The organism is Bradyrhizobium liaoningense, from assembly GCF_018130825.1.
In the GTDB taxonomy this organism is placed as follows: Bacteria; Pseudomonadota; Alphaproteobacteria; order Rhizobiales; family Xanthobacteraceae; genus Bradyrhizobium; species Bradyrhizobium liaoningense_B.
On record NZ_JAFCJS010000003.1, the window covers coordinates 494,651 to 515,370 of the forward strand.

26 protein-coding genes are annotated in these 20,720 nt (G+C 60.3%); 15 read left to right on the forward strand and 11 right to left on the reverse strand.

The window, feature by feature from the left end; translation table 11 throughout:
- Positions 1-210 precede the first annotated feature (210 nt).
- The 3 genes from JQ603_RS15730 to JQ603_RS15740 all read right to left on the reverse strand — a co-directional run bounded on the left by JQ603_RS15730 (position 211) and on the right by JQ603_RS15740 (position 1,657).
- Positions 211-537: a hypothetical protein gene (locus JQ603_RS15730; RefSeq protein WP_212340784.1), complete on the reverse strand. Its 327-nt coding sequence runs from the start codon at positions 535-537 to the stop codon at positions 211-213.
- A gap of 81 nt (positions 538-618) precedes the next feature.
- Positions 619-1,110 (reverse strand): Hsp20/alpha crystallin family protein, encoded by a 492-nt coding sequence (locus JQ603_RS15735; protein WP_212340785.1) that lies wholly within the window; start codon positions 1,108-1,110, stop codon positions 619-621.
- A gap of 85 nt (positions 1,111-1,195) precedes the next feature.
- On the reverse strand, positions 1,196-1,657 hold the full coding sequence (locus JQ603_RS15740) for an Hsp20 family protein (protein WP_212340787.1): 462 nt from the start codon (positions 1,655-1,657) through the stop codon (positions 1,196-1,198).
- 384 nt (positions 1,658-2,041) lie between these two features.
- Between JQ603_RS15740 and JQ603_RS15745 the strand changes: the two genes are divergently transcribed.
- Positions 2,042-2,266 (forward strand): hypothetical protein, encoded by a 225-nt coding sequence (locus JQ603_RS15745; protein ID WP_212340789.1) that lies wholly within the window; start codon positions 2,042-2,044, stop codon positions 2,264-2,266.
- 388 nt (positions 2,267-2,654) lie between these two features.
- Here the strand turns inward: JQ603_RS15745 and JQ603_RS15750 are convergent, their stop codons facing one another.
- From JQ603_RS15750 to JQ603_RS15760, 3 genes are all read right to left on the reverse strand, one after another.
- Positions 2,655-3,041, reverse strand: coding sequence for a response regulator transcription factor (locus JQ603_RS15750; RefSeq protein ID WP_349630743.1), 387 nt, complete (start codon positions 3,039-3,041; stop codon positions 2,655-2,657).
- An 8-nt stretch (positions 3,042-3,049) separates the two neighbouring features.
- On the reverse strand, positions 3,050-3,436 hold the full coding sequence (locus JQ603_RS15755; protein WP_212340793.1) for a response regulator: 387 nt from the start codon (positions 3,434-3,436) through the stop codon (positions 3,050-3,052).
- Positions 3,437-4,164: 728 nt separating this feature from the next.
- The gene (locus tag JQ603_RS15760) at positions 4,165-4,359 is read right to left on the reverse strand and encodes a hypothetical protein (protein WP_212340794.1); all 195 of its coding nucleotides are present in this window, start codon (positions 4,357-4,359) and stop codon (positions 4,165-4,167) included.
- 812 nt (positions 4,360-5,171) lie between these two features.
- On the opposite strand from JQ603_RS15760, the gene ftsH reads away from it, so the two are divergent.
- Complete coding sequence (gene ftsH, locus JQ603_RS15765) at positions 5,172-7,013, forward strand: ATP-dependent zinc metalloprotease FtsH (RefSeq protein WP_212341530.1); 1,842 nt, start codon at positions 5,172-5,174, stop codon at positions 7,011-7,013.
- A gap of 366 nt (positions 7,014-7,379) precedes the next feature.
- Here the strand turns inward: ftsH and JQ603_RS15770 are convergent, their stop codons facing one another.
- The 3 genes from JQ603_RS15770 to JQ603_RS15780 form a co-directional block, all read right to left on the reverse strand.
- Positions 7,380-7,766 carry a hypothetical protein gene (locus tag JQ603_RS15770; protein ID WP_212340795.1) on the reverse strand — a complete coding sequence of 129 codons (387 nt, stop codon included), beginning with the start codon at positions 7,764-7,766 and terminating at the stop codon, positions 7,380-7,382.
- A gap of 20 nt (positions 7,767-7,786) precedes the next feature.
- Positions 7,787-8,314: an NADH dehydrogenase ubiquinone Fe-S protein 4 gene (locus JQ603_RS15775; protein WP_212340796.1), complete on the reverse strand. Its 528-nt coding sequence runs from the start codon at positions 8,312-8,314 to the stop codon at positions 7,787-7,789.
- Between the two features lie 140 nt (positions 8,315-8,454).
- Positions 8,455-8,907 (reverse strand): Hsp20 family protein, encoded by a 453-nt coding sequence (locus JQ603_RS15780; RefSeq protein ID WP_212340797.1) that lies wholly within the window; start codon positions 8,905-8,907, stop codon positions 8,455-8,457.
- Positions 8,908-9,564: 657 nt separating this feature from the next.
- Between JQ603_RS15780 and rpoH the strand changes: the two genes are divergently transcribed.
- The 12 genes from rpoH (at position 9,565) to JQ603_RS15835 (ending at position 17,557) form a co-directional block, all read left to right on the forward strand.
- Positions 9,565-10,458, forward strand: a complete 894-nt coding sequence (gene rpoH / locus JQ603_RS15785; protein WP_212340798.1) for an RNA polymerase sigma factor RpoH — start codon at positions 9,565-9,567, stop codon at positions 10,456-10,458.
- Between the two features lie 568 nt (positions 10,459-11,026).
- Positions 11,027-11,341 carry a co-chaperone GroES gene (groES, locus tag JQ603_RS15790; protein ID WP_212340800.1) on the forward strand — a complete coding sequence of 105 codons (315 nt, stop codon included), beginning with the start codon at positions 11,027-11,029 and terminating at the stop codon, positions 11,339-11,341.
- Positions 11,342-11,376: 35 nt separating this feature from the next.
- Complete coding sequence (gene groL / locus JQ603_RS15795) at positions 11,377-12,999, forward strand: chaperonin GroEL (protein WP_212340801.1); 1,623 nt, start codon at positions 11,377-11,379, stop codon at positions 12,997-12,999.
- Between the two features lie 201 nt (positions 13,000-13,200).
- On the forward strand, positions 13,201-13,530 hold the full coding sequence (locus JQ603_RS15800) for a hypothetical protein (RefSeq protein WP_212340802.1): 330 nt from the start codon (positions 13,201-13,203) through the stop codon (positions 13,528-13,530).
- 86 nt (positions 13,531-13,616) lie between these two features.
- Positions 13,617-13,811 (forward strand): hypothetical protein, encoded by a 195-nt coding sequence (locus JQ603_RS15805; RefSeq protein ID WP_212340803.1) that lies wholly within the window; start codon positions 13,617-13,619, stop codon positions 13,809-13,811.
- Positions 13,808-13,990: a hypothetical protein gene (locus JQ603_RS15810; protein WP_212340804.1), complete on the forward strand. Its 183-nt coding sequence runs from the start codon at positions 13,808-13,810 to the stop codon at positions 13,988-13,990. The genes JQ603_RS15805 and JQ603_RS15810 overlap by 4 nt, the downstream gene beginning before the upstream one ends.
- A gap of 260 nt (positions 13,991-14,250) precedes the next feature.
- Positions 14,251-14,700 (forward strand): Hsp20 family protein, encoded by a 450-nt coding sequence (locus JQ603_RS15815; RefSeq protein WP_212340805.1) that lies wholly within the window; start codon positions 14,251-14,253, stop codon positions 14,698-14,700.
- Between the two features lie 128 nt (positions 14,701-14,828).
- Complete coding sequence (locus tag JQ603_RS15820) at positions 14,829-15,161, forward strand: hypothetical protein (protein ID WP_212340806.1); 333 nt, start codon at positions 14,829-14,831, stop codon at positions 15,159-15,161.
- Positions 15,158-15,289, forward strand: a complete 132-nt coding sequence (locus tag JQ603_RS38300) for a hypothetical protein (RefSeq protein WP_283817436.1) — start codon at positions 15,158-15,160, stop codon at positions 15,287-15,289. The genes JQ603_RS15820 and JQ603_RS38300 overlap by 4 nt, the downstream gene beginning before the upstream one ends.
- 11 nt (positions 15,290-15,300) lie before the next feature.
- The gene (locus tag JQ603_RS15825; protein ID WP_212340807.1) at positions 15,301-16,401 is read left to right on the forward strand and encodes a Do family serine endopeptidase; all 1,101 of its coding nucleotides are present in this window, start codon (positions 15,301-15,303) and stop codon (positions 16,399-16,401) included.
- A 136-nt stretch (positions 16,402-16,537) separates the two neighbouring features.
- The gene (locus JQ603_RS15830; protein WP_212340809.1) at positions 16,538-17,176 is read left to right on the forward strand and encodes a MarC family protein; all 639 of its coding nucleotides are present in this window, start codon (positions 16,538-16,540) and stop codon (positions 17,174-17,176) included.
- A gap of 135 nt (positions 17,177-17,311) precedes the next feature.
- Positions 17,312-17,557, forward strand: a complete 246-nt coding sequence (locus JQ603_RS15835) for a DUF6894 family protein (protein ID WP_212340811.1) — start codon at positions 17,312-17,314, stop codon at positions 17,555-17,557.
- A 180-nt stretch (positions 17,558-17,737) separates the two neighbouring features.
- Here JQ603_RS15835 and greA read toward each other — a convergent pair whose 3' ends face one another.
- Positions 17,738-18,214, reverse strand: coding sequence for a transcription elongation factor GreA (gene greA / locus JQ603_RS15840; RefSeq protein WP_212340812.1), 477 nt, complete (start codon positions 18,212-18,214; stop codon positions 17,738-17,740).
- A gap of 852 nt (positions 18,215-19,066) precedes the next feature.
- Complete coding sequence (locus tag JQ603_RS15845) at positions 19,067-20,248, reverse strand: MFS transporter (protein ID WP_212340813.1); 1,182 nt, start codon at positions 20,246-20,248, stop codon at positions 19,067-19,069.
- A gap of 221 nt (positions 20,249-20,469) precedes the next feature.
- On the opposite strand from JQ603_RS15845, the gene JQ603_RS15850 reads away from it, so the two are divergent.
- Entirely contained in the window at positions 20,470-20,685 is a 216-nt protein-coding gene (locus JQ603_RS15850) for a hypothetical protein (protein WP_212340814.1), read from the forward strand.
- Positions 20,686-20,720 lie beyond the last annotated feature (35 nt).

Sequence of the window (20,720 nt, forward strand, 5' to 3'; positions counted from 1 at the left end):
GCTGACACGTCGTTTGATGGCGGTAACGGCACCGCTCGAGAGATGTCCGCTGGCAAGGCCTACGTGGTGAAGCCGCATTCGGCCCAGCCGTGCGGGTCTGCGTCATCCCATCGGGACGAAGCGATGTCGCGCTTGCGCAGCGTGCGCCCCGATGAGCATCGCGGACGGAAGCGCCGATCAGAACCATCGTCATGACAACCTGCGTGAGTATTATGCCGACCTCCTGAGGGCGGCGGCCCAAGGCCGCCGCAGCCGCATCGGCACCCCGCCGGGCGGCGGGTCGTCGTCTTCGCCGTCGAGCCGCCGCAGCGCGGCGAGGATGTCGGCGAGCCGGATCGTGCGGGCCATGCCGGGGATCTCGCGCAGCGCAGGACAGGATTCGACGGCGAACATGTCGGACGCCCAGGACGACAGGATGATCCTCTTTTCCGGCGCGGAGAGTTCGTTGTCGTTCAGGACGTCTTCCGGAGACGCATAGTGTGCGGCCGGATGGAAGAGGGGATGAAGATTGCCTGCGTTCGTGTTGGCATTGGTCATCGGTTGGCTCCCTTTACGCTCCTTTCCTCGGGACGGTTTTCGGTAGGTTCGGGCGGCGGAGACCGCCGCCCGAGACGGTCTTCACTGTGTGCTGATCGCGATGCGCTTGACGCCCGCTCGCGGGTTTTCCGACTTTGGAAGCGATATGGTCAAGACGCCGTTCTTGAACGACGCCTCGGCCTTGTCCTCCTCGACGTCCTCGAGCGCGATCTGCCGCCGGAACGAGCCGTAATAACGCTCGGAGAAGTATTTGCCTTCGTCCTTTCGCTCGCTCTTCTTCTCGCCGCTGATGGTCAGGACGCCGTTCGCGATTTCGATCTGAACGTCCTTCTCCGTCATGCCGGGAAGTTCGGCCGAGATCGTCAGCGCCTTATCGGTCTCACTGAGCTCGATCTTTGGCCAGCCGAATTGCCCTTCCATGAGCGGTGCGAGGCCAGTCCCGCCGAAGCCGCGGAAGACGTCGTCGAACAGACGGTTCATCTCGCGATGAAGCGTCATGAACGGATCGTGGGTGCCGCGCGCCGGCGCGAGCTCCTGGTTTCTGGACCAGGGAATGAGATCACGAACTGCCATGGGTTTTTTCTCCTTCGTTGCGTGAGCCAAGAGCGCGGCCGCGCTTGCGCGCGGCGCGTTCCGGCCGTCGAACCTCGATCCGGCCTCAGGCCGCCTTCTTCTGCTCGATCTGCGAGGCGAGAGAGGCGCCGCTTCCGATCTGGATCCGGCGCGGCTTCATGGCTTCCGGCACCTCGCGGACGAGATCGATGATCAGCAGTCCGTCGCGGAAGGAGGCCTCCTTCACCTGGACGTAGTCGGCCAGGTTGAACACGCGCCGGAACGGACGCGCGGCGATGCCCTGGTAGAGGTACTCGCCGGCCGCTTTCTCGGGCTTCCTGCCCTCGATGGTGAGCGCGTTCTGCTCGGCCGTCACGGCGATGTCGTCGGCTCCGAAGCCGGCGACGGCGAGCGAGATCCGGTAGTGGTCCTCGCCCGAGCGTTCGATGTTGTACGGGGGATAGTGGTCCTCGCTTGCCTGGCGCAGCGTGCTGTCGACGAGGTCGGCCAGGTGGTCGAAGCCGATGGTGGAGCGCCACAGGGGCGCGAAGTCAAAGGTGGTCCTCATAACCAAGTCCTCCAAAGAGCAAGATGGATACAAGGAGCGCAAGGCAGGAGTCAGAGCGGATCTGATGCCCGCCGGGCGCCCGCGCCGGACCCGATCTGGCGCCCGGCACACCGCTTTCGCGGCAAAAAATCAATTAGAAAAACGAGAATTCGTTTCAAGGGGTGGATCGAGAAAATTTGCAGCGCTCCGCCGCGAGCGAGGACTGAGCCGCGGCCGTTTCCGCGCCGCAAAAGGGCTCATGGCGACCTACCCGGGGATTCGAGTCCTCGATAGCCTCCGCGCAGCTTGACACCGGTTGCGCGCCGAATATTTTTGCCCCTGGGAATTTCCGTCCCCGCTTTTCAACATCAAGAAGGACCGTCACGACCGTCAGGAGAGACGAAGATGCTCGATGAAGATTTTGCCCGCATTCGTGCGCACCGCAACAACATCCACCGTTATCGCCGACTGCTGCGAACGAGGCTGTCGGAGCTGGAACGCCAGTTCATCGAGAGACGCCTCGCCGAGGAGCAGACCGCACTCCAAGCTCTGGCTGCCGAAACCTTCCCGGTCGCATTTACCCTTCCAAAAGGTCAGCCGGCTTCCCCGAACTTGGGGGCGGAGCCGTGAGCGACGTTCGCGACCTGCAGATCCGTGGCAGCGGAAAGGTCATCGCTGCCGGCTCCTTCTCGCGAGCTCGAAAAGCGAAAGGGAGCGCGGACTCTATCGAACCCGGATCGAGCGAGTGCAGCGGCTACTCGGACCGGACTAGCCGGCGGCTTCTGGATTCTCTCAGCCGCCAGTCTCAATCCCAAGAGCACCTCTTTAGCCGGACCATCCCTCGACAACGTGGAGCAAGAGGACGTCCGGCGCGTGCGCCTGCGGCCGATCGGATCGCTTCGCCGTGAACGCGCCCAGTCCTTTGCTGGAATCGGCGTAAGATGCCGAAGAAAACGCCCCACCGGCGGCCATTTCGCAGGGCTGGCTCATGTGCCTTCTGCGAGCACTGGTGTTCAAGCTATCCGGGTGATCCGTCGTCGCGACCGGCGAGAAGGCGACGGATATGATCGAGGACCGATCGGTAATCCAGGTGGCCGACCGGACCTTCGTCGCAGAGGTCGCCCGCGAGGTGTAGCACCTTGGCAATCGTTGCGCCGAGCAAGACCCTGATGGAGGAGTGTCCGGACCTGATCCAGCTCGCGAGGGCAAAGCCGTCCTCGCTGGGCGCGCCCTTCACATCGATGAGCACAACGTCGATCCGGTCGCCTCGTCCGGCCACGGCCTGTCGCGCCTCCTCGGCATCGACAGCTTCAAGAACGCGATAACCGCAATCGCGAAGATATTGAGCGAGCGGCTGTCGCACCAATATGTCTCGCTCTACCACAAGGAGAGTGGGCTGCACCATTCGGTTCCTTACTGCGTGCACGCCGCGATGAGCCGCGCGATGCCGCCGGGGTCGTACGGCTTCGAGATGAACTTGCCGAGTTTGCTCGCGGCGCTCTCCAGAGCCGGGTTTGCGGAGCCGATGAGGACCGGCACCATCGGATATCGTGCCCGAAATAGCCCGGCCAAGGCGAGACCATCGAAAGCCCCAGGCATCTGGATGTCCGTAAAGACCAGATCGACAGGCTCTCCCGACTCGACGAACTCGATCGCGGCGTCCGCACGATCGGCCTCGATGACCTCAAATCCAGCCTCTCGAAGCGCAGCCGCCAAGTCCATGCGGATGAAGATCTCGTCTTCGACGAGCAGTATCCGTGCAGGCCGTTTTCCGGGCAGTCGTACAGGATTCGTAGTCATGACGCGCTTCTTCCACCGACGGTAATCGGGCGGCGGGCCCTTTGTTCCTTAGCTTGGCATACCCGCTATTAAGTGAGATTGACGGAACCTGTGCGCCACACGCTTGACCATGAGCGGACCGGAAAAGCTCGGTCTGCACCTCAATCGACCGCTCGCATTCCAGCGGTCGATCGCCCGCCGCATGACCATGCGTGTTGTTGACGACCTAGATCGCCCAGCCGCGCAGCGTCCGGATCGCGGGGCGCCTTTCGCCTGCCGGGACGAATCCTTGCCGTCCCTCGCTGGTTCCGAACGGTTGGCGTAAGGTAGGGATTCGAAATCGCGGTCGCGAGCGTTTCCGAAAACCTACTCCTTTCTCAGGAACGTGACCGAGGACGAGTGCTTGCTGGCTGTCGATCAGCACAAGGATGAAGGACGATATGAGGCCTGTCGCAGCGCTGTCAGAGAGATGGACCAGGTTGCCGCGGAGCCGTCTTCTGCGGACGTCAAAGCGATGGGCATTTGACCGGACCGAGCGGAAGGAAGGCGTCTTCTCTAGGCATAACCGTAAACCGTTCCAGTTTCCCCGCGTTCCCGAACTTTCGGCTCAATCGACCCTCGTCGAAGTCGCGTGGCGCGATTCGCAGAGGAGGCTTGAGTTCTTCGAGCCGAGCGAACGGCCCGCTTAGGCGTAGGATGACACATGGCGCGGGCCTTGTGTGGCATTTAGGGCTACGGCGGTTCTTCACTCACCGGCCCGCCTCATAGTGGATCGCGGCACCCGCCGACCGTAAGCCGGTCAGCAATACAGTTCTTACAGACGCGGAATCGAAGCCGATATCCTTGGCGTTTGGTGGATGAGCCGCGCTGCCCTTCAATCGGAGCGCCAAGTGCAAGTGCTCGCAAAGATGCTGAACAACGAGATTGACCTGATCGTCAGTCATGATCTGCCTATCATTTTGCTACTCCAAAACTAGATAGCACACGTGAAGCTATGGTGGTCGATCTGCGACGCGCCGCCTCTCGAGGGGTTGCGAGCCAACGATCCAGCGTATGGGCCCTAGGAACGCATCGGCGAGGACTTCAATGACCAACGAGCGCGGCTTGAAGTCAGGTTGAACCATCTTAATTTGAACGTAGCCGGACCGCGAGTTCGGCGAAGAAACCGAGCTTAGAGAAGCCCGCATTTTGTGCGGGCGCCTATTTGAGGGAAGGGACATGAGAAAAGTTGCTCTTGCGATTCTTGCGGCAGCAACGCTCCTCATCGGAACGGTTGCGCCTGCTTCGGCCTACTGGCGTGGTCATCATCATTGGGGTGGTCCGGGCATTGGTCCAGCAGTTGCGCTGGGGCTGTTTACCGGCGCGCTGGCTGCGGCTACTGCACCCCCGATCTACTATGAGCCGGTCTATGGACCGCCGGCCTACTATTACGGACCAAGGTACTATCGGGTAGTCCGCTACTATCCACCGGCATACCCCTATTGGTACCCTTGGTGATCCAACGAAAAGGCCCGGCCTATGACCGGGCCTTTTCGCGGCCGCCGTGCGAACAGCAGCCGGCACCTTTGCGCAGAGCTGTGGCTCTCGGCGAAGGCTAGGCGAGTCGCCACGCTTGCCGGTCCGGGAACTGGAGCGCTGGCGAAGAGTTCTGTTGGCGCAACGCAGCTCAGGAAGAATATTCAGGCCAACAAGCGCGAGAAAATTGAGCGTTGCCGTCCGGCAAGATGGCAGCCAGGCAATGCTATCGAGCTCCGACATGACCAAGAAAACCCGCTTCAATCTGGGATACGCCGTCGCCGCTATTCTCGCGGTCTTCTTGATCCAGCATCTCATCTCGACCGCCAGCCAGATAGCCGTTATCCCCTTCAGCGAATACCAGCAGTTGCTGCGTCAAGGGAAAGTCGATGCAGTAGGCATCTCCGATCGCACGCTGCAGGGCACGCTGAGGGAACCGTTGCCGGGCGGACAGAAGCAATTCGTCACGACGCGCGTCGATCAGGACGTCGCCCAGGAGCTCGAAAAGTACAACGTCCGCTTCACCGGCCAGATCGAGAGTACATTCTTGCGCGACCTTCTTTCGTGGGTCATGCCGGTGCTGTTGTTCTTCGGACTGTGGTGGTACATCGGCAAGCGGATTGCGGAAGGCGGTGGTCTCGGCGGCGGGCTGATGGCGATCGGCAAGAGCAAGGCCAAGATCTATGTCGAGTCCGATACCGGCGTCACTTTTGCTGATGTCGCCGGCGTCGACGAAGCCAAAGACGAGCTTCGCGAGATCGTCGATTTCCTGAAGAATCCAACCGATTACGGCCGGCTTGGCGGCCGCATGCCGAAAGGTGTGCTTCTGGTCGGCCCGCCCGGCACAGGAAAAACCTTGCTGGCCAAAGCTGTCGCCGGAGAAGCCAGGGTACCGTTCTTTTCGATCTCGGGTTCAGAATTCGTTGAGATGTTCGTCGGCGTGGGGGCGGCACGAGTGCGCGACCTGTTCCAGCAGGCGCACGAAAAGGCGCCGGCGATCATCTTCATCGACGAACTCGACGCACTCGGACGCGCCCGCGGGATCGGCCCGTTTGCCGGTGGGCACGATGAGAAGGAGCAAACGCTGAACCAGCTGCTGGTGGAGCTCGACGGCTTCGATTCGCGCTCGGGTCTCGTCATCCTCGCCGCGACCAATCGGCCGGAAATCCTCGATCCTGCCCTGCTCCGTGCCGGCCGCTTCGACCGCCAGGTATTGGTCGATCGTCCCGACAAGAAAGGACGCATTGAGATTCTAAAGGTTCATATGAAGAAGGTGCGGCTCGCAGCCGACGTCGAGCCGGAAGCAGTTGCAGCATTGACGCCGGGATTTACGGGTGCCGATCTCGCGAACCTCGTCAACGAGGCCGCGCTGCTGGCGACCCGTCGTGGCGCCGAAGCGGTCAGCATGAGCGACTTCAACAATGCCGTGGAGCGCATGGTCGCAGGCCTTGAAAAACGCAACCGTTTGCTCAACGCCAAGGAACGCGAGATCGTCGCGTATCACGAGATGGGACACGCCTTGGTCGCACTCTCGCTGCCCGGCGTCGATCCCGTGCACAAGGTCTCGATTATCCCGCGCGGGGTCGGTGCGCTCGGCTATACCATTCAGCGCCCGATCGAGGACCGCTTTCTGATGACCAAGGAGGAGCTGGAGAACAAGATGGCGGTGCTGCTCGGTGGCCGCGCAGCCGAGCTGATCGTGTTCGGCCATCTATCCACCGGCGCGGCCGACGATTTACGCCGCGTGACCGATATCGCGCGCAGCATGGTGACGCGTTATGGGATGTCGGAGAAGCTCGGCAGTGTCGCGTATGAGCGAGATCCCGGCAATTTCCTTGCTGGCGCGGAACGGCCCTACCCGGTTCGAGAGCGCGACTATGCGGAGGAAACCGCGGCGGCGGTCGACCGCGAGGTGAAGGACATTGTCGACCAGGTCTTCCAGCGCACCCAGGGCATTCTGAGTACGCGGCGCTCGATCCTGGATCGCGCGGCGAAGAAGCTGTTGGAGAAGGAGACGCTGGAGCAGAGCGATATCGACATGCTGATCCGGGAGCTGCCGAAGGAAGGTCTGCGTGTGATTTAAGTGACTCATCACCGCGGATGCCCGTTCGCAGCCGACCGCGGCGCAAAAAGCGTCACGCAGGCCGGATTAGCCTAACCTCCGTTTGAAGTTCGAGCAGGTGCTTCCCTTAACGATGACGTGCTGTTTGAAAGCAAAGCAGGAGGCGGACCGCTGTTTCTTGGAGATTCGATCTGAGTACCAGCGTCGGCGCGCTTGGCCTGCCATTCGAGGAACAGGTGGCCGGCAACCAACATGATGCCGGCGCATAGTAGCGCGAGCCCTGCGCTTACCAGATCACGATAGTCATCCATCCCACATAGCCGAATGTGCTTGCCGATCGCTCATCGATTGCGCCCCGACGGTCGTTAGTGCCATTGAGCGGACGGCTCAAGCTGCGGGAACGCTTGCGCGCCGCCGCAGCGCGGATTTCGCCGCCCTTGTTCGTCCATCCATGCGCTCCACAGGGCTCAATGGTGGACTACTGTGGCGAGGTGCGTCTTTCGCTGCATCGCCAGGCGCGTCCGGCGACAGCCGCTGTACGAGCCGAAATGCGACGGGCGAGCCCGGCACAAGATCTTCGCCGGCCCGTTTGATCAAACCCCGCGCTGCGAGATCTTTCAAAGCGCTCGCGAATTCACGCGATCGACTCTGCATGCTCGTGTTGACCGCCAGGCTCTCGATCGTGATGGCCCGACCGTCAGCCCCGTGCCGCTCGAAAACAGCAAGCAGCTTGCGCTCGATTTCAAGCAGGTCGCTCGCGAGCAGGTTTTCCATTGTTACTCCTCATTGAACGCCTAGGCCGCTACCCGGCGGTCATTTCCCATCACCGGGTACGGCGTAGTCGAGTGTTGCGGATCGGCGAGCCAGGCGCGGCGGCGGTTCGATAGAACTGCCTCTGCTCGATAAATCCTCGCGATCCATTCAAGCTCTCCGCGCCGTGGACGTGCCGGCCGAGGCCTTGCTGGCCTGTCGCTATTCGTCGCTAGTCGAACCTGTGGCTCGTACGTCAACGATCCGAGCACGGTGTATTGCAGCCCCTGACGCCGCGCATAGGCGATAGCGGCCTCCACTGACGGGAAGGACAATTCCACTTGGGTCAATGGATCGTCGTCCTCAGTCCAGCCCATCAGAGGTTCAGTCCGCAGTGGCGAGCGGCGCTCGAACTTGAGCTTCCATTCCTGCTTCCGCCGTGGTGCTGAGGTCAGGACCGAAGGAGCTGGCTCGTAGATGAGCGCGTGGGCGTCGGCAGGGAAAACCGATCGGGTCAGCGGCGCCGCGTCTCGCGTCTGCGCCGCTGGAGAAAGTGAACGGACAACATTCATCGAAGCCCTCCACGATGTGAGTGTGGGCGGGAGCCAATTGCTCCCGCCTCGATAGGTACGACGGCTCTCAAGGTACGACGGCTCTCACCGCCGGCGCATGCCGCGCTGTACGAAGGGAGTTCGGCAAGCAGCCGGGAGGCTCAGGCCGTATGCTGGTGCTCAATCTGCCGGTTGTCGTTGCCGGCGTTGATCGCAATCTGGCGCGGCTTCATGGCCTCGGGAATCTCCCGCACCAGGTCGATCTTGAGCATGCCATCTTCGAACGAGGCGCCCTTCACCTGCACATATTCGGCGAGATTGAACTGCCGCCGGAACGGACGTGAAGAGATGCCCTGATACAGGTACTGGTGCGCACCCTTGTCGGCCTTCCGGCCTTCAACGGTCAGCACGTTCTGCTCCGCGGTGATGGTGATCTCATCTGGCGCGAAACCTGCCAAAGCGAGCGAGATCCGATAGTGATCCTCGCCGGCTCGTTCGATGTTGTAGGGCGGGTAGTTGTCGCCCGTCCATTGGACGGAATCCTCGAGCAGATCAAACAGGCGATCAAAGCCAACGGTTGAACGCCACAGAGGAGCAAAATCATAGGTGGTCATAGCCACATCCTCCATTCGAGCAACATGGTTACGAGTGCGCCGGACACCGTGCCCGGCGCCCGATTTCCCGGGTCCTCAAGAGGCACCCGGTGGAGCGCAATCCTGCGCTTGCACTAATTGAATTAGAAGGGACGCCGTCTGTTTCAAGGGGCTTTCACGCTTGCCCGGCACGGGCAAGTCTGCCGACGCAGGGAGATCTGCGCCGGCGTGCATTATGAATGGACCTTGGCCCGCGACTAGAGCTGAGCCGACCTCCCGGAACGGCCGGCCTTCCCCCGCCGACTGGTGGGTGCGTGTCTCGAACCCAATGCTGTTGCAGGTCTCGCACTTGCAGCACTATATTCCGCGGCAACGTGCGACCAAAAATCGTCGGAATCCAACTAATTGGGCAAACGAATTAGGGAACATTCCGTTGGCTTCGTAATTCTTCAGGCGCCGTCGACCTGAATCCTTCTGGGCGCCCTCTGGGGCCCAGCGAGGTCAGGCATCCCGGCGATTCGTACCATTTTGCTCTATGGAGGATTTGGATATGAAACCCCTCTGTCTTCTTGCCCGGCATTCTGCCGGCCTTCCACAACCGGTGTGCCGTCCCTCCGGCCACTCGTTGGCGGCAAATCCAGCTGGCCGCACAACCTCGCTTTGTGATGGAGGCAAGTCATGTCAATGACCTCTGCACTCCCTGCCATCCATTCGGAAGCCGGGTTGTCGCGATATCTGAGGGAGATCCACCGTTTCCCGTTACTCGATGCACCGGAAGAAGCGACGTATGCACGGCGGCTGCGAGATTTCGGGGATCGAGAAGCGGCCTACCGCCTGGTGACCAGCCATCTGCGCCTGGCCGCCAAGATTGCGCTGAGATATCGGCGGTACGGGCTACCAATCGAGGATCTCATCTCGGAAGCCAATGTCGGATTAATGATGGCCGTCAAACGCTTCGATCCGGAGAAAGGATTCCGCCTGGCGACTTATGCGACCTGGTGGATCAAGGCCTCGGTCCAGGAATTCGTTCTGAGATCCTGGTCAATGGTAAAACTCGGTACAACCGCGGCGCAAAAGAAACTCTTCTTCAATCTTCGGAAGTTGAAGAGGCGTCTCGGCGCGCCAGAGGAAGCCGAGCTTTCGCAAGAGCAGGTCAAGCAAATCGCCGAACATCTCCAAGTCAAGGATGCCGAAGTTGTCGAGATGAACGGTAGGATCCGCGGCGACATGACGCTCAATGTGCGGCTTAGTGAGGAGGAAGGCGAAGAATGGCAGGATCGGCTTGCCGACCCATCTCCTGATCCTGAAAGCCTGCTTCTGCACTCCAGTGATCGTGAAAGGCAGAAGGCTGCATTGTCGGAAGCGCTGGCTTCGCTGTCTTCGCGAGAACGCACCATCATTGAAGCTCGTTGCATGGCGGAGGAGCCAAGAACACTCGATGACCTGGCTGCAACCTTCGGGATCTCGCGCGAGCGGATCCGCCAGATCGAGCAGCGCGCGCTGCAACGCCTGAAGTCGATGATATGTGCTAGCCTATCAGACCTTAACGCGGCGCAAGTGAACGCTCTCTAGCCGCCGCCGCAGAGCGCTGCCGAGCCGGCTGCTGATCCTGATCGACCGATCAGCAGCCCCTGCAGATATCCGGCACAACGACCTCTGCTGAAAAGTCGCGGTCGTTGCGATGGTCGAGCCGGGTCCTTGAGGGTTTGCCCCGAAGCTGGGCGACCGGATTATTTACCAATTGCTTGACGGTCCCGGTCGGGCTCCGCATTCCGCGCGGCGAGTCCATTTCCCTGGCCTGGAGCGCAACCACAGTTCCAAGCAAAACAGCAGCTACCGCTAGGGTCCGCATCTTTGATCATCCTCCTTCTCATGATGCCGAAAGCTTGCCGCCACGCTGCCGCAAGTAGCCAACATCTGGCGCGATGTCCTCCATTTTCAATACGGGTCTCGTGGAACTATCGCGTGCCGGGGAGGCCGCGAGCTACGAGCACCTCGGCTTGAGCAGCGGCCCCGTGAATCGAAAAAAGTTTCAAATCCCTCTTGAAAGAGGAAGCTTCGCTCCTAGGTGGTTTTTCGCCCGGGGGCCGGTTCCGGACCCGGATTTTGGACATCGCTGAAGTAATCAAGGAGGATGTGCATGCATTTCCGTCCATTGCACGATCGTGTGCTCGTGCGACGCCTCGACGCCGAAGAGAAGACCGTAGGCGGCATTATCATTCCCGACACCGCCAAGGAGAAGCCGCAGCAGGGCGAGATCATCGCCGCCGGGCCCGGCGCACGCAACGAGCAGGGTCAACTCGTCCCGCTCGACGTCAAGCCTGGCGACCGCGTGCTGTTCGCCAAGTGGTCTGGCACCGAGGTCAAGATCGAAGGCGAGGAGCTCCTCATCATGAAGGAAAACGACCTTCTGGGTGTCGTCGAGACGACCGGCACGCTGAAGAAGGCCGCATAAGGCTGACAGTCATAGAGAGAAAGGAGATATCCAAAATGGCTGCCAAAGACGTGAAATTCGCAACCGAGGCCCGTGAGCGCATGCTGCGGGGCGTGGACACACTGGCGAACGCGGTGAAGGTCACGCTCGGTCCCAAGGGGCGGAATGTAGTCATCGAAAAGTCCTTCGGCGCGCCGCGCATCACCAAGGACGGCGTGACAGTAGCCAAAGAAATCGAACTTGAGGACAAGTTCGAAAATATGGGCGCACAGATGGTACGCGAGGTCGCATCGAAGACCAACGATCTCGCGGGCGACGGTACCACCACTGCGACCGTGCTGGCGCAGGCGATCGTCAAGGAAGGCACCAAGGCTGTTGCGGCCGGTATGAACCCAATGGACCTGAAGCGCGGCATCGACCTGGCGGTCGAAGCCATCGTGGCCGACCTGAAGTCGCATGCCAAGAAGGTCACCTCCAACGACGAGATTGCCCAGGTCGGCACCATCTCGGCCAATGGCGACACCGAGATTGGCCGCTTCCTCGCCGACGCCATGCAGAAGGTCGGCAACGAGGGTGTCATTACGGTCGAAGAAGCCAAGAGCTTGCACACAGAGCTTGAGGTGGTTGAAGGCATGCAATTCGACCGAGGCTATGTCTCGCCTTACTTCGTCACCAATGCGGAGAAGATGCGGGTCGAGCTCGAGGACCCCTACATCCTAATCCACGAGAAGAAGCTTTCGGGCTTGCAGACCATGCTGCCGCTACTCGAGCAGGTCGTCCAGTCCGGTAAGCCGCTGCTGATTATCGCCGAGGATATCGAAGGCGAAGCCCTCGCCACCCTGGTCGTCAACCGACTGCGTGGCGGACTGAAGGTCGCGGCCGTCAAGGCGCCGGGCTTCGGGGATCGCCGCAAGGCGATGCTTGAAGACATCGCCGTCCTTACCGGCGGCACCGTGATTTCCGAAGACCTCGGCATCAAGCTGGAGAAGGTCACGGTGAAGATGCTCGGACGCGCCAAGAAGGTGGTGATCGACAAGGAGAACACGACGGTCGTCGGCGGCGCTGGCGCCAAGAAGGATATCGAGGCGCGTAGCCAGCAGATCAGGGCTCAAATCGAGGAAACCACCTCCGACTACGACCGCGAGAAGCTGCAGGAGCGGCTGGCAAAGCTTGCTGGCGGCGTGGCGGTGATCCGGGTTGGTGGTGCGACCGAGGTCGAAGTGAAGGAGCGCAAAGACCGCGTTGATGACGCCATGCATGCGACGCGCGCAGCGGTGGAAGAAGGCATCCTCCCCGGCGGCGGCGTGGCCCTTCTGCGTTCGCTCAAGGCCCTGGACGGCATCAAAACGGCGAACGCCGACCAAAAGGCCGGCATCGATATCGTTCGCCGCGCGATTCAGGTGCCTGCGCGCCAGATCGTGCAGAACGCCGGCGAGGATGGGTCGCTCGTCGTTGGCAAGCTTCTGGAGCACCAGAGCTACAACTGGGGCTTCAATGCGGCGACTGGCGAGTATCAGGACATGGTAAAAGCCGGCGTGATTGACCCCGCCAAGGTCGTTCGCACCGCTCTACAGGACGCCGCCTCGGTCGCTTCGCTGCTGATCACTACAGAGGCGCTTGTGGCTGACAAGCCGAAGAAGGCGGAAGCCACCCCGACAGCTCCCGCTATGGATTTTTGAGGCAACTGGAGCTCGGCCGATAACGGCCGGGCTCCGCAACTTGAACAGGAGCACTCTCTTTCACGAAATCGGAGCTTGGCAATGAACAGGTCAATTCGTCGACGGCTCAGGCAAAGCCAGGACGCGTTCCATTGGTTCATGTTCTACCTGAGCTTCGTAACCATCGTCTGGATCTGCTTTCGAACAATAGGAGGGGTATAGATGATCAATGATCGCCGTACGTTCTCCGCCCGGTCGGAGACTGTCCACAACTTGCGACGGCACCTAATCTCGTTGGCAATCGGCGGCGCACTTTCACTGACCGCCTTCGGTGCCTACGGCATGGAGAGTCCGCGCGCCAAGGAGGCGACGCAGGATGCCTTTGCCGCAATAACGCTTCCGCCAATCCCGTATCTCGACACGATGCCTTGGTTGAAGTGGTGGCCGGCCGCAACGATGAAAGTCGACATGCTGATGCCACCGGCGTTCGCGCCATCAGGCATCCGGCTGGGGCCGACGCCACATCCGGTTGGGCGGCCGGCAACGAGTTGATCTCAGGGGAGCGGCGGTCAAGCCGCTCCCTACTCTCGTGCCGGATTGGTGTTGATTCCAAAGCTTGGACTACGGACCGTCGGGGAATGACGACGATGCTCGATGCGAACTTGGCCCGCATTCGTGTGCACAAACTGTCGGGCATAGAACGTCCTTTCCTCCAGAAGCGCCTCTTCGCGGAGTTGATTGTGCTTAAGGCCTTGGCCGCCGAAGTCGTTCCAGCCGCCAGTGCCCTCTCGACACTTGCGAGAGTTGCGGCAAACATGGGAGCAGAGCCATGACCAGCGTTCGAGACCTGCTCATTCGAGGCAGCGAGAAGGTCATCGGTCACTACGAGCTGCTTCTTGCAAGTGCGAAGAGCGAGGAAGAGCGCCAACTCTATCAGGAACGGATCGAGCGAGAGCAGCGACTACTGCACACTCTACTCCAAGGCGGCTTTCCCGATCGCTTCGCCGCGTAAGAGCGGCCGTGCGCAGAGTTGAAGCAGCGGCGGACGGCTCATCCGCTGCTGGATATCCGGAAAATCCGAGGCTTGCCGGTCAAAAAACCTTTCCGCCCTCTTGAACTCGCCGCGTCTCGTTCTAAGTGGTTTCTCGCCGCGAGAGCGGTGTGCCGAGCGCCATATCGGGGTCGGCACGAGCGTTGGACCGGTGTCTTCGGCCTCTGAAACCCCTGTCTTGCGCTCCTTCGTATCCATCTTGCTCCTTGGAGGACTTGGTTATGAGGACTCTTGATTTCGCGCCCCTGTGGCGCTCCACCATCGGCTTCGATCACTTGGCTGACCTCGTCGACAGCACACTGCGCCAGACCACCGATGACAACTATCCCCCCTACAACATCGAACGATCCGGCGAGGACCATTACCGGATCTCGCTGGCCGTGGCCGGCTTCGGCGTCAACGACGTCACCGTGACGGCCGAGCAGAATGTGCTCACGATCGAAGGCAGAAAGCCCGATGGTGCTGCGCACGATTATCTGTATCAAGGAATCGCCGCACGTCCGTTCCGGCGCGTCTTCAACCTTGCGGACTACGTTCAGGTCAAGCAGGCGTCCTTCCAGGATGGTCTCTTGGTCATCGACCTCGTTCGCGAGGTTCCGGAAGCGATGAAGCCGCGCAACATCCGGATCGTCAGCGGTGCATCGCAGATCGAGCAGAAGAAAGCAGCTTAGATACTCTCGATACACGGAGAGCGGAGTGCGGCGCCGGCGTGCGTCCGCACTCCGCTGGCCAATGGCCGTCATCGTCCAGCGACTAGAGTTCCGTCCCTTGGAAAGGAGAGAATAGGGAGGAGTGAGCAATGACCGACATCAAAGCTAACCATAGTAGCATTCATCCGTTCTTCCACCCCGCTGCTCACTACGCTTCGCCCGCCGAGGTCCTGAATGATAAGGAACTCTCGACGCCTGAGAAGCGGATCATCCTGTCATCGTGGGCGTCCGACATGTACGCGGTGGAATCCTGTCCCGCCTTGCGTGAGATTCCTGGCACGGGCCGCTCGGTACGACTGGCCGATATTCTTGCGGCGTTGCGCCAGCTCGACGGAGATGGCGACGATGATCCGCCCCGCGGCGGCGGCATTGCGATGCGGTTGCGGCGGCCTAAGGCCGCCGCACAGGAGAGGTCGCCATGATGCTCACGCAAACCGTTCTGGCGGTCGTGCTGCTTGGCCATGCGGTGGCGGCATGGGCTGTTCCGATCGTAGCGCTCTGCGTCTCAAGGAGCGAATCTGTTGCGCTCGGTGATCATGTGGGCAGCTAACGGGTGATCAAATGCTAGGCCATCGAGTATTATTGCCGGCTCTTCTCGTGCTGGCGCTTTCCACGTCATATCCAACTGCGGCGCAAGTGCCGGACTTAAAAACGAGCGGCACGGTCCCCACACTGGCGCCCGTGGTTCGCCAGGTAACGCCAGCGGTCGTCAATATTTCCGTGCACGGCCGAATCCGTGAAGACAATCCGCTCTATCGCGATCCATTTTTTCGCGAATTCTTCGACCTGCCGAAGCAGGTAGAGAAGGAAATCAATGCAACCGGCTCAGGCGTCATTGTCGACGCCCAGCGCGGCTACGTGCTGACCAACAATCATGTAGTCGAGGGCACCTCCATCGTTCAGATCACGACCAAGGACAGCCGCCAGTTCTCTGCAAAGGTGATCGGGCGCGACCCGCTGACGGATGTTGCGGTGCTTCAAATCCAGAACCCGAGCCGGCTTCAAGGACTTCCTTTTGGCGACAGCGACGCGCTGGAAGTTGGCGACTTTGTGCTGGCGATCGGCAATCCGTTCGGACTCGGTCAAACTGTCACGTCCGGCCTCGTCAGTGCGTTGGGACGAACAGGTCTGAGTAAGCAAGGCTATGAAGATTTTATCCAGACCGATGCTGCGATCAATCCCGGGAATTCCGGTGGTGCGCTGGTCAGCCTGCGCGGCGAGTTGATTGGCATTAACTCGGCAATCATCTCGCCCGCTGGTGGGAATGTCGGGATCGGCTTTGCCATTCCAGTCAACATGGCGCGGCGAGTGATGGAGCAGATCGTAGCCAAGGGACGTGTTGAGCGTGGTCGTATAGGCGTCTCGCTACGCGACTTAACCCCGTCGGTAAATCAGGGTCGTAGTGAGGGCGCGGTGATCGCCGAAGTCGCGCCCGACTCTCCGGCCGAGAAAGCAGGTCTGCGCAAAGGCGACATCATCGTCACGGCGGACGACCGTCCGGTCCGGACCGCTGCGCAACTTCGCAATAAAATAGGCCTCGCACGCGTCGGTGAGGACGTAAAGCTCAACGTGGAACGCGGTGGCCGTATGACTACGATTGTGGTCACGGTCGCTCCGCCTCTTGAGGAACATAGCGCATCCAGCACGCGTACCTCGCCGTAGCAAACGATCGAAGTCGTTTCGAACTGACGCCCAGCTCGGGGGTCTTAGGGAGATTACCTCACAACAGTCGTTCCTTGGGCCGTAGCCGGAGGTCCGGTCGAGGCACATGATGGTCCCTTGGTAAGGCGGTGCTTTGATGTCTGTCGTGGAATTTTCTGTTATGACATTCGCAACGCTCTTCGTCGCCATAGGACCCGTTGACACAGCTATCGTGTTCGGTGGGCTAACTGGCGGCGTACATCGTCCGGAGCGCTTTCGTTTGGCCTTTCGAGCAGTGCTGATCGCAGGCAGCGTACTTTTGGGTTTTGCGCTGTTCGGCGTGGGCTTGCTTGCCGCACTCCACGTCTCACTGGAGGCGTTTCGCTTTGCGGGCGGTGTGCTCCTGTTGTTGCAGGGTATCCAACTGATCTTCGGGCATCCAGCCGGTCTTTCTACTCTAACCGCTGGGGAACGGCGCGAAGCGCTTGAACCAGGTGACATCGCGATCTTTCCGTTGGCATTCCCGGTGATCGCCGGTCCAGCGGGATTGACCGCAGTCGTCCTCCTAATGGGGCAAGCAAGCGGAGATCTCATCAAATCGGCAGTTGTGCTCGGGTCGATCTTTGTCTGCCTGATGTTAACCTATGGTGGCATGATCTTCACCGATGTCCTGCATCGCATTCTCAAGACGACTGGTGCCAATGTTATCGCCCGTCTCGCCGGCGTGATCCTCGCCGGACTGGCGGCACAGTACATCTTCGATGCGATACGAGAAGCGCGCATTCTGAGCGGCTAGGCGACCCACGCAGCTCTTCATAGACCTTGCTTGCCGCAGCAGAGGAGCCTGCAGAATGTGGTCGCCCCCCAGGCATTAGGAACAGGGTAAAATTTACCGGGTTGGACCGCATGCAGCTGTACGTCGAGCGCGACTATGCCACGCTACTATTTCGATTTACATGACGGTCACGGCGTTGCCGAAGACGAAGAAGGAATGGAACTCTCTAGCATGCGTCAGGTGCAGGAGGAAGCGGCTCGTTCCTTAGCCGACATGATCCGCGAGGCTTCCAGTGATACTCTTGACAGTAAGTCGCGTCGATGGGCCGTTGAGGTTCGAGACGAAAACGGGTCGGTGTTTGAACTGAAGTTCACGTTCGATGAAGGCACGACCAGGCATTAAAATGAACGAACTGCTCCCCCTGTACGGAAAAACGATCCGTAGGCCAACATCTCCGGGTGTATCCCGAGAAGCGCTAGCCGGAGCGATCGCCGAGTGCAGGCGCCGGCCGCAGCTACATAGCTCAGCCCGCTCCAGTCGCGCAGGGAGACACCCGGACTTCCTCATCTCAATGTCTCTCGCCTAAATCCACTTAACTTCCTCAATTCTGTAAGTCTTATCGCCGCCAGGAGCTTCGACCACTACGACTGTGCCTTTCGTCTTGCCGATCAATGCCCTTGCGAGCGGTGAACCGACCGAAATCTTTCCTCTGGCGGCATCCGCTTCCGGCTCACCAACTATCTGGCAGATCCGCTGCTCGCCCGTATCTTCGTCGATCAGCTTCACCGTTGCGCCGAACTTGATGGTGTCGCCGGAGAGCCTGGACACATCGATGATGTCAGCACGCGCAAGCTTGTTTTCCAACTCGGCTATCCTGGCTTCGTTGACAGCTTGCTCCGCCAGCGCGGCCTGATATTCCGAGTTCTCGACCAAGTTGGGATCATCAGCGATCGCCTGCTGAATCCAAGCGGCAAGAAGAGGCCGCTTCGTTTTTATGCGGTGTTTTAGTTCGTCCCGAAGGGCAGTGTGACCCGCTGCCGTCATTGGAAAGTTTCGCATCTGAGTAATTTCCACACAAAAGCGATTTACGCATCCTGACTATGTTGGGGGCAAGTCTGCGGGCGAGGTGCTCGCTGGCCACCCTCCTGCTTGCCTGCGCCGCGGCACGCGGGCGAGGCCTGCCCCAATCACAGTGGGTCGCAGCTGCGCGGTTGGCACGCTCCCCCGAAGGTCATCTCCCATTTGAGTGCGGGCCATCCTTTATTTGGCGGCGCAAAAAGAGGTGTGAGCCATAGCGGCTGCCAAACGGGGCTCGACGATGGTTGTTCCATTCGAGGACGATCGTTATTTGGTCAATAACGACTGCGTCAACGGCCGAACGGAGAGGCCTTTGCGGCTGGTTGGAACTTCCGGCCGCGATTGCGGAACCGGCTCTCCTCTCGTGAGTTCTGGAATGGCCGCCTTTTGCACGGGCGAGGGCGTGCGTGCTTTGCGGACCTTCCTCATTTTGTGGTGGTGTCGTCAATGTTCCAGCATCATGAACGCGCACCTTCGATGACGAGCATCGCAACGCTACTGACACGAAAGCAGAAGCTGCTCAGCCGCTTGGAAGAATACCCTGGTCCCAATGAGCGCGAGCACATCGAGCGTCTTCTCGACAAGATAGACGCCGAACTGAATACAGTTAGGCTCTGAAATCGCTCGAAGGGGGCGCCATCCAAAGCGGTTTCCGCGTGGCGCGCCGGTGCGACGGGTTGAGGACCGGCGGCGTCCCTCGTCCTAATCGACGCTGAGTCAAGCAGGTCTCCGCTCATCGCGCAACGGCATCTTGACAACCGCGGGCCGACCGCAAACGAGGCCGGCGACCCCGAACATTAGCAGCACAATGTCCGGCCGATTGCGCGAACTTGATCAGATGGCCTCAAGGCGAGCCTTCCTATCGTTGAATCCAGTCCACGCGAACGGGAGTGCTACGGCGCAGAGAATTGCCATGGGAAGGAATGCCGCTCCGGAATAGGAGGCGTATAGACTGCCGGATAACAGCGTCAGTGCCGCAGTTGCCAGGCCTGAGCCAAGCGCGTAGAGGCCTTGTGCTCCGGCAGCGACACTTCTCGGAATCACGTCAGCCATGATGTGCATGCAAGCGAGATGAAGCAGCGCGAAGGTCAATCCGTGCAATGGCTGTATCAGCGAAAGCGCCAAGACGGACGTCGTTTGACTTGCAACAGTCCACCTTAGAAGCCCAGCGACAGCTGCCAAGACAGCCGCCCAACGGGCGCCAAACTGGTCGAGCACTGCCGGACCAACGAGTGAAAACACTAAGACCTCGGCCAGCACGGCCTCCGACCACAGGACACTAATTACCGAAGCGCTGATGCCAGCATCACTCCACCGGATTACGGCAAATGCATCATGCGTTGCGTGGCTGCCATATACCAAACTTGAAACCAAGATCACGCTTCGAAACTGCGGGATCCTAAACAGGGCTTTGACCTCAACTAAAGGAGAAGAATGCGAACGCTGCAATGGGATCCGATTCGTCACACCCGGTACCAATCCCGTGGCGCCACTTGCCGCAATCAGGAACGCGGCATTCATCCAGATCACGGGCGTGAGATCGTCAGGCCTTATGAGCTGCCCAACGATGAGCGTGCCCGCTACGAAAGCGGCCGAAGCCGAGCCGCGGACCCAGCCGTACCCGAACGGTCGTCCCGCCATTCGCGGGCTGGCGATGCTAACAGCCAGCGCGTCGGCGATGGAAGTCGTGGGGGCAAGAGCGGCAGCTTGCATCAACGCAACAAGAACAAGCAGCCAGAAAGGTCTCGCCCAGATCAGTGCGAGGGCTGCCGCAGCAGCTGAGGCAGCACAACTCGCGAGTACGAGGCGCCACGATCCGAACTGATCGGCCAGGATTGCAACCAATGGTCCAAAGATTAGGCGCGTGAGTAATCCAAGGCTCAATATCAAACCGATCTGTTCAGGAGCGAGAGCTCTTGTTTCGAAGAACTTTGGCCAGAACGGAGATGCCACGCCGAACGCTGCGTACAAAGCGATGTACAGAACAATGTAGGCGATCGGCCCAGGAAGGCGCATGTCGCAGCCGTGCGGTTAAATCTCGATACAGTCGCGCCTCTGCCGCGTCTGAGCTCGCCGCTCCAAGCGGCTATGGAGAGCGGATTGCGAACGCTGATCAGCCTGTTCGGGCGGGTTGATCCTATCAGTACCAGTGCTCATCGTTTCGCGAACCAACAAACGCGTCCCACGTTGATTTGGCTCCAGGCTCCAGCAGAAAGCTTGGTTAATAAACGTCAGCCATGCCGACCAGCTCCTATCACGATCTCCGTGCCGCCAGTGAGGATGACCAAGTTTATCTTGAATCGCTGATCCGCGAGGATTTCGAGCGATGCCATCCCGGAGAAACGCTGGAAGATCTCAAGCGGCGGGCGTCGTTTTCCAGGGAGGATAGGGGCTTGTTGCGGGATTGGATGGCGGTGGCGGCGGCTCGCGCGGCGGCTGCCGGTCGCAAGTAATCGGGACGGGCATTCAACCTCCAGCGGGGTTCATC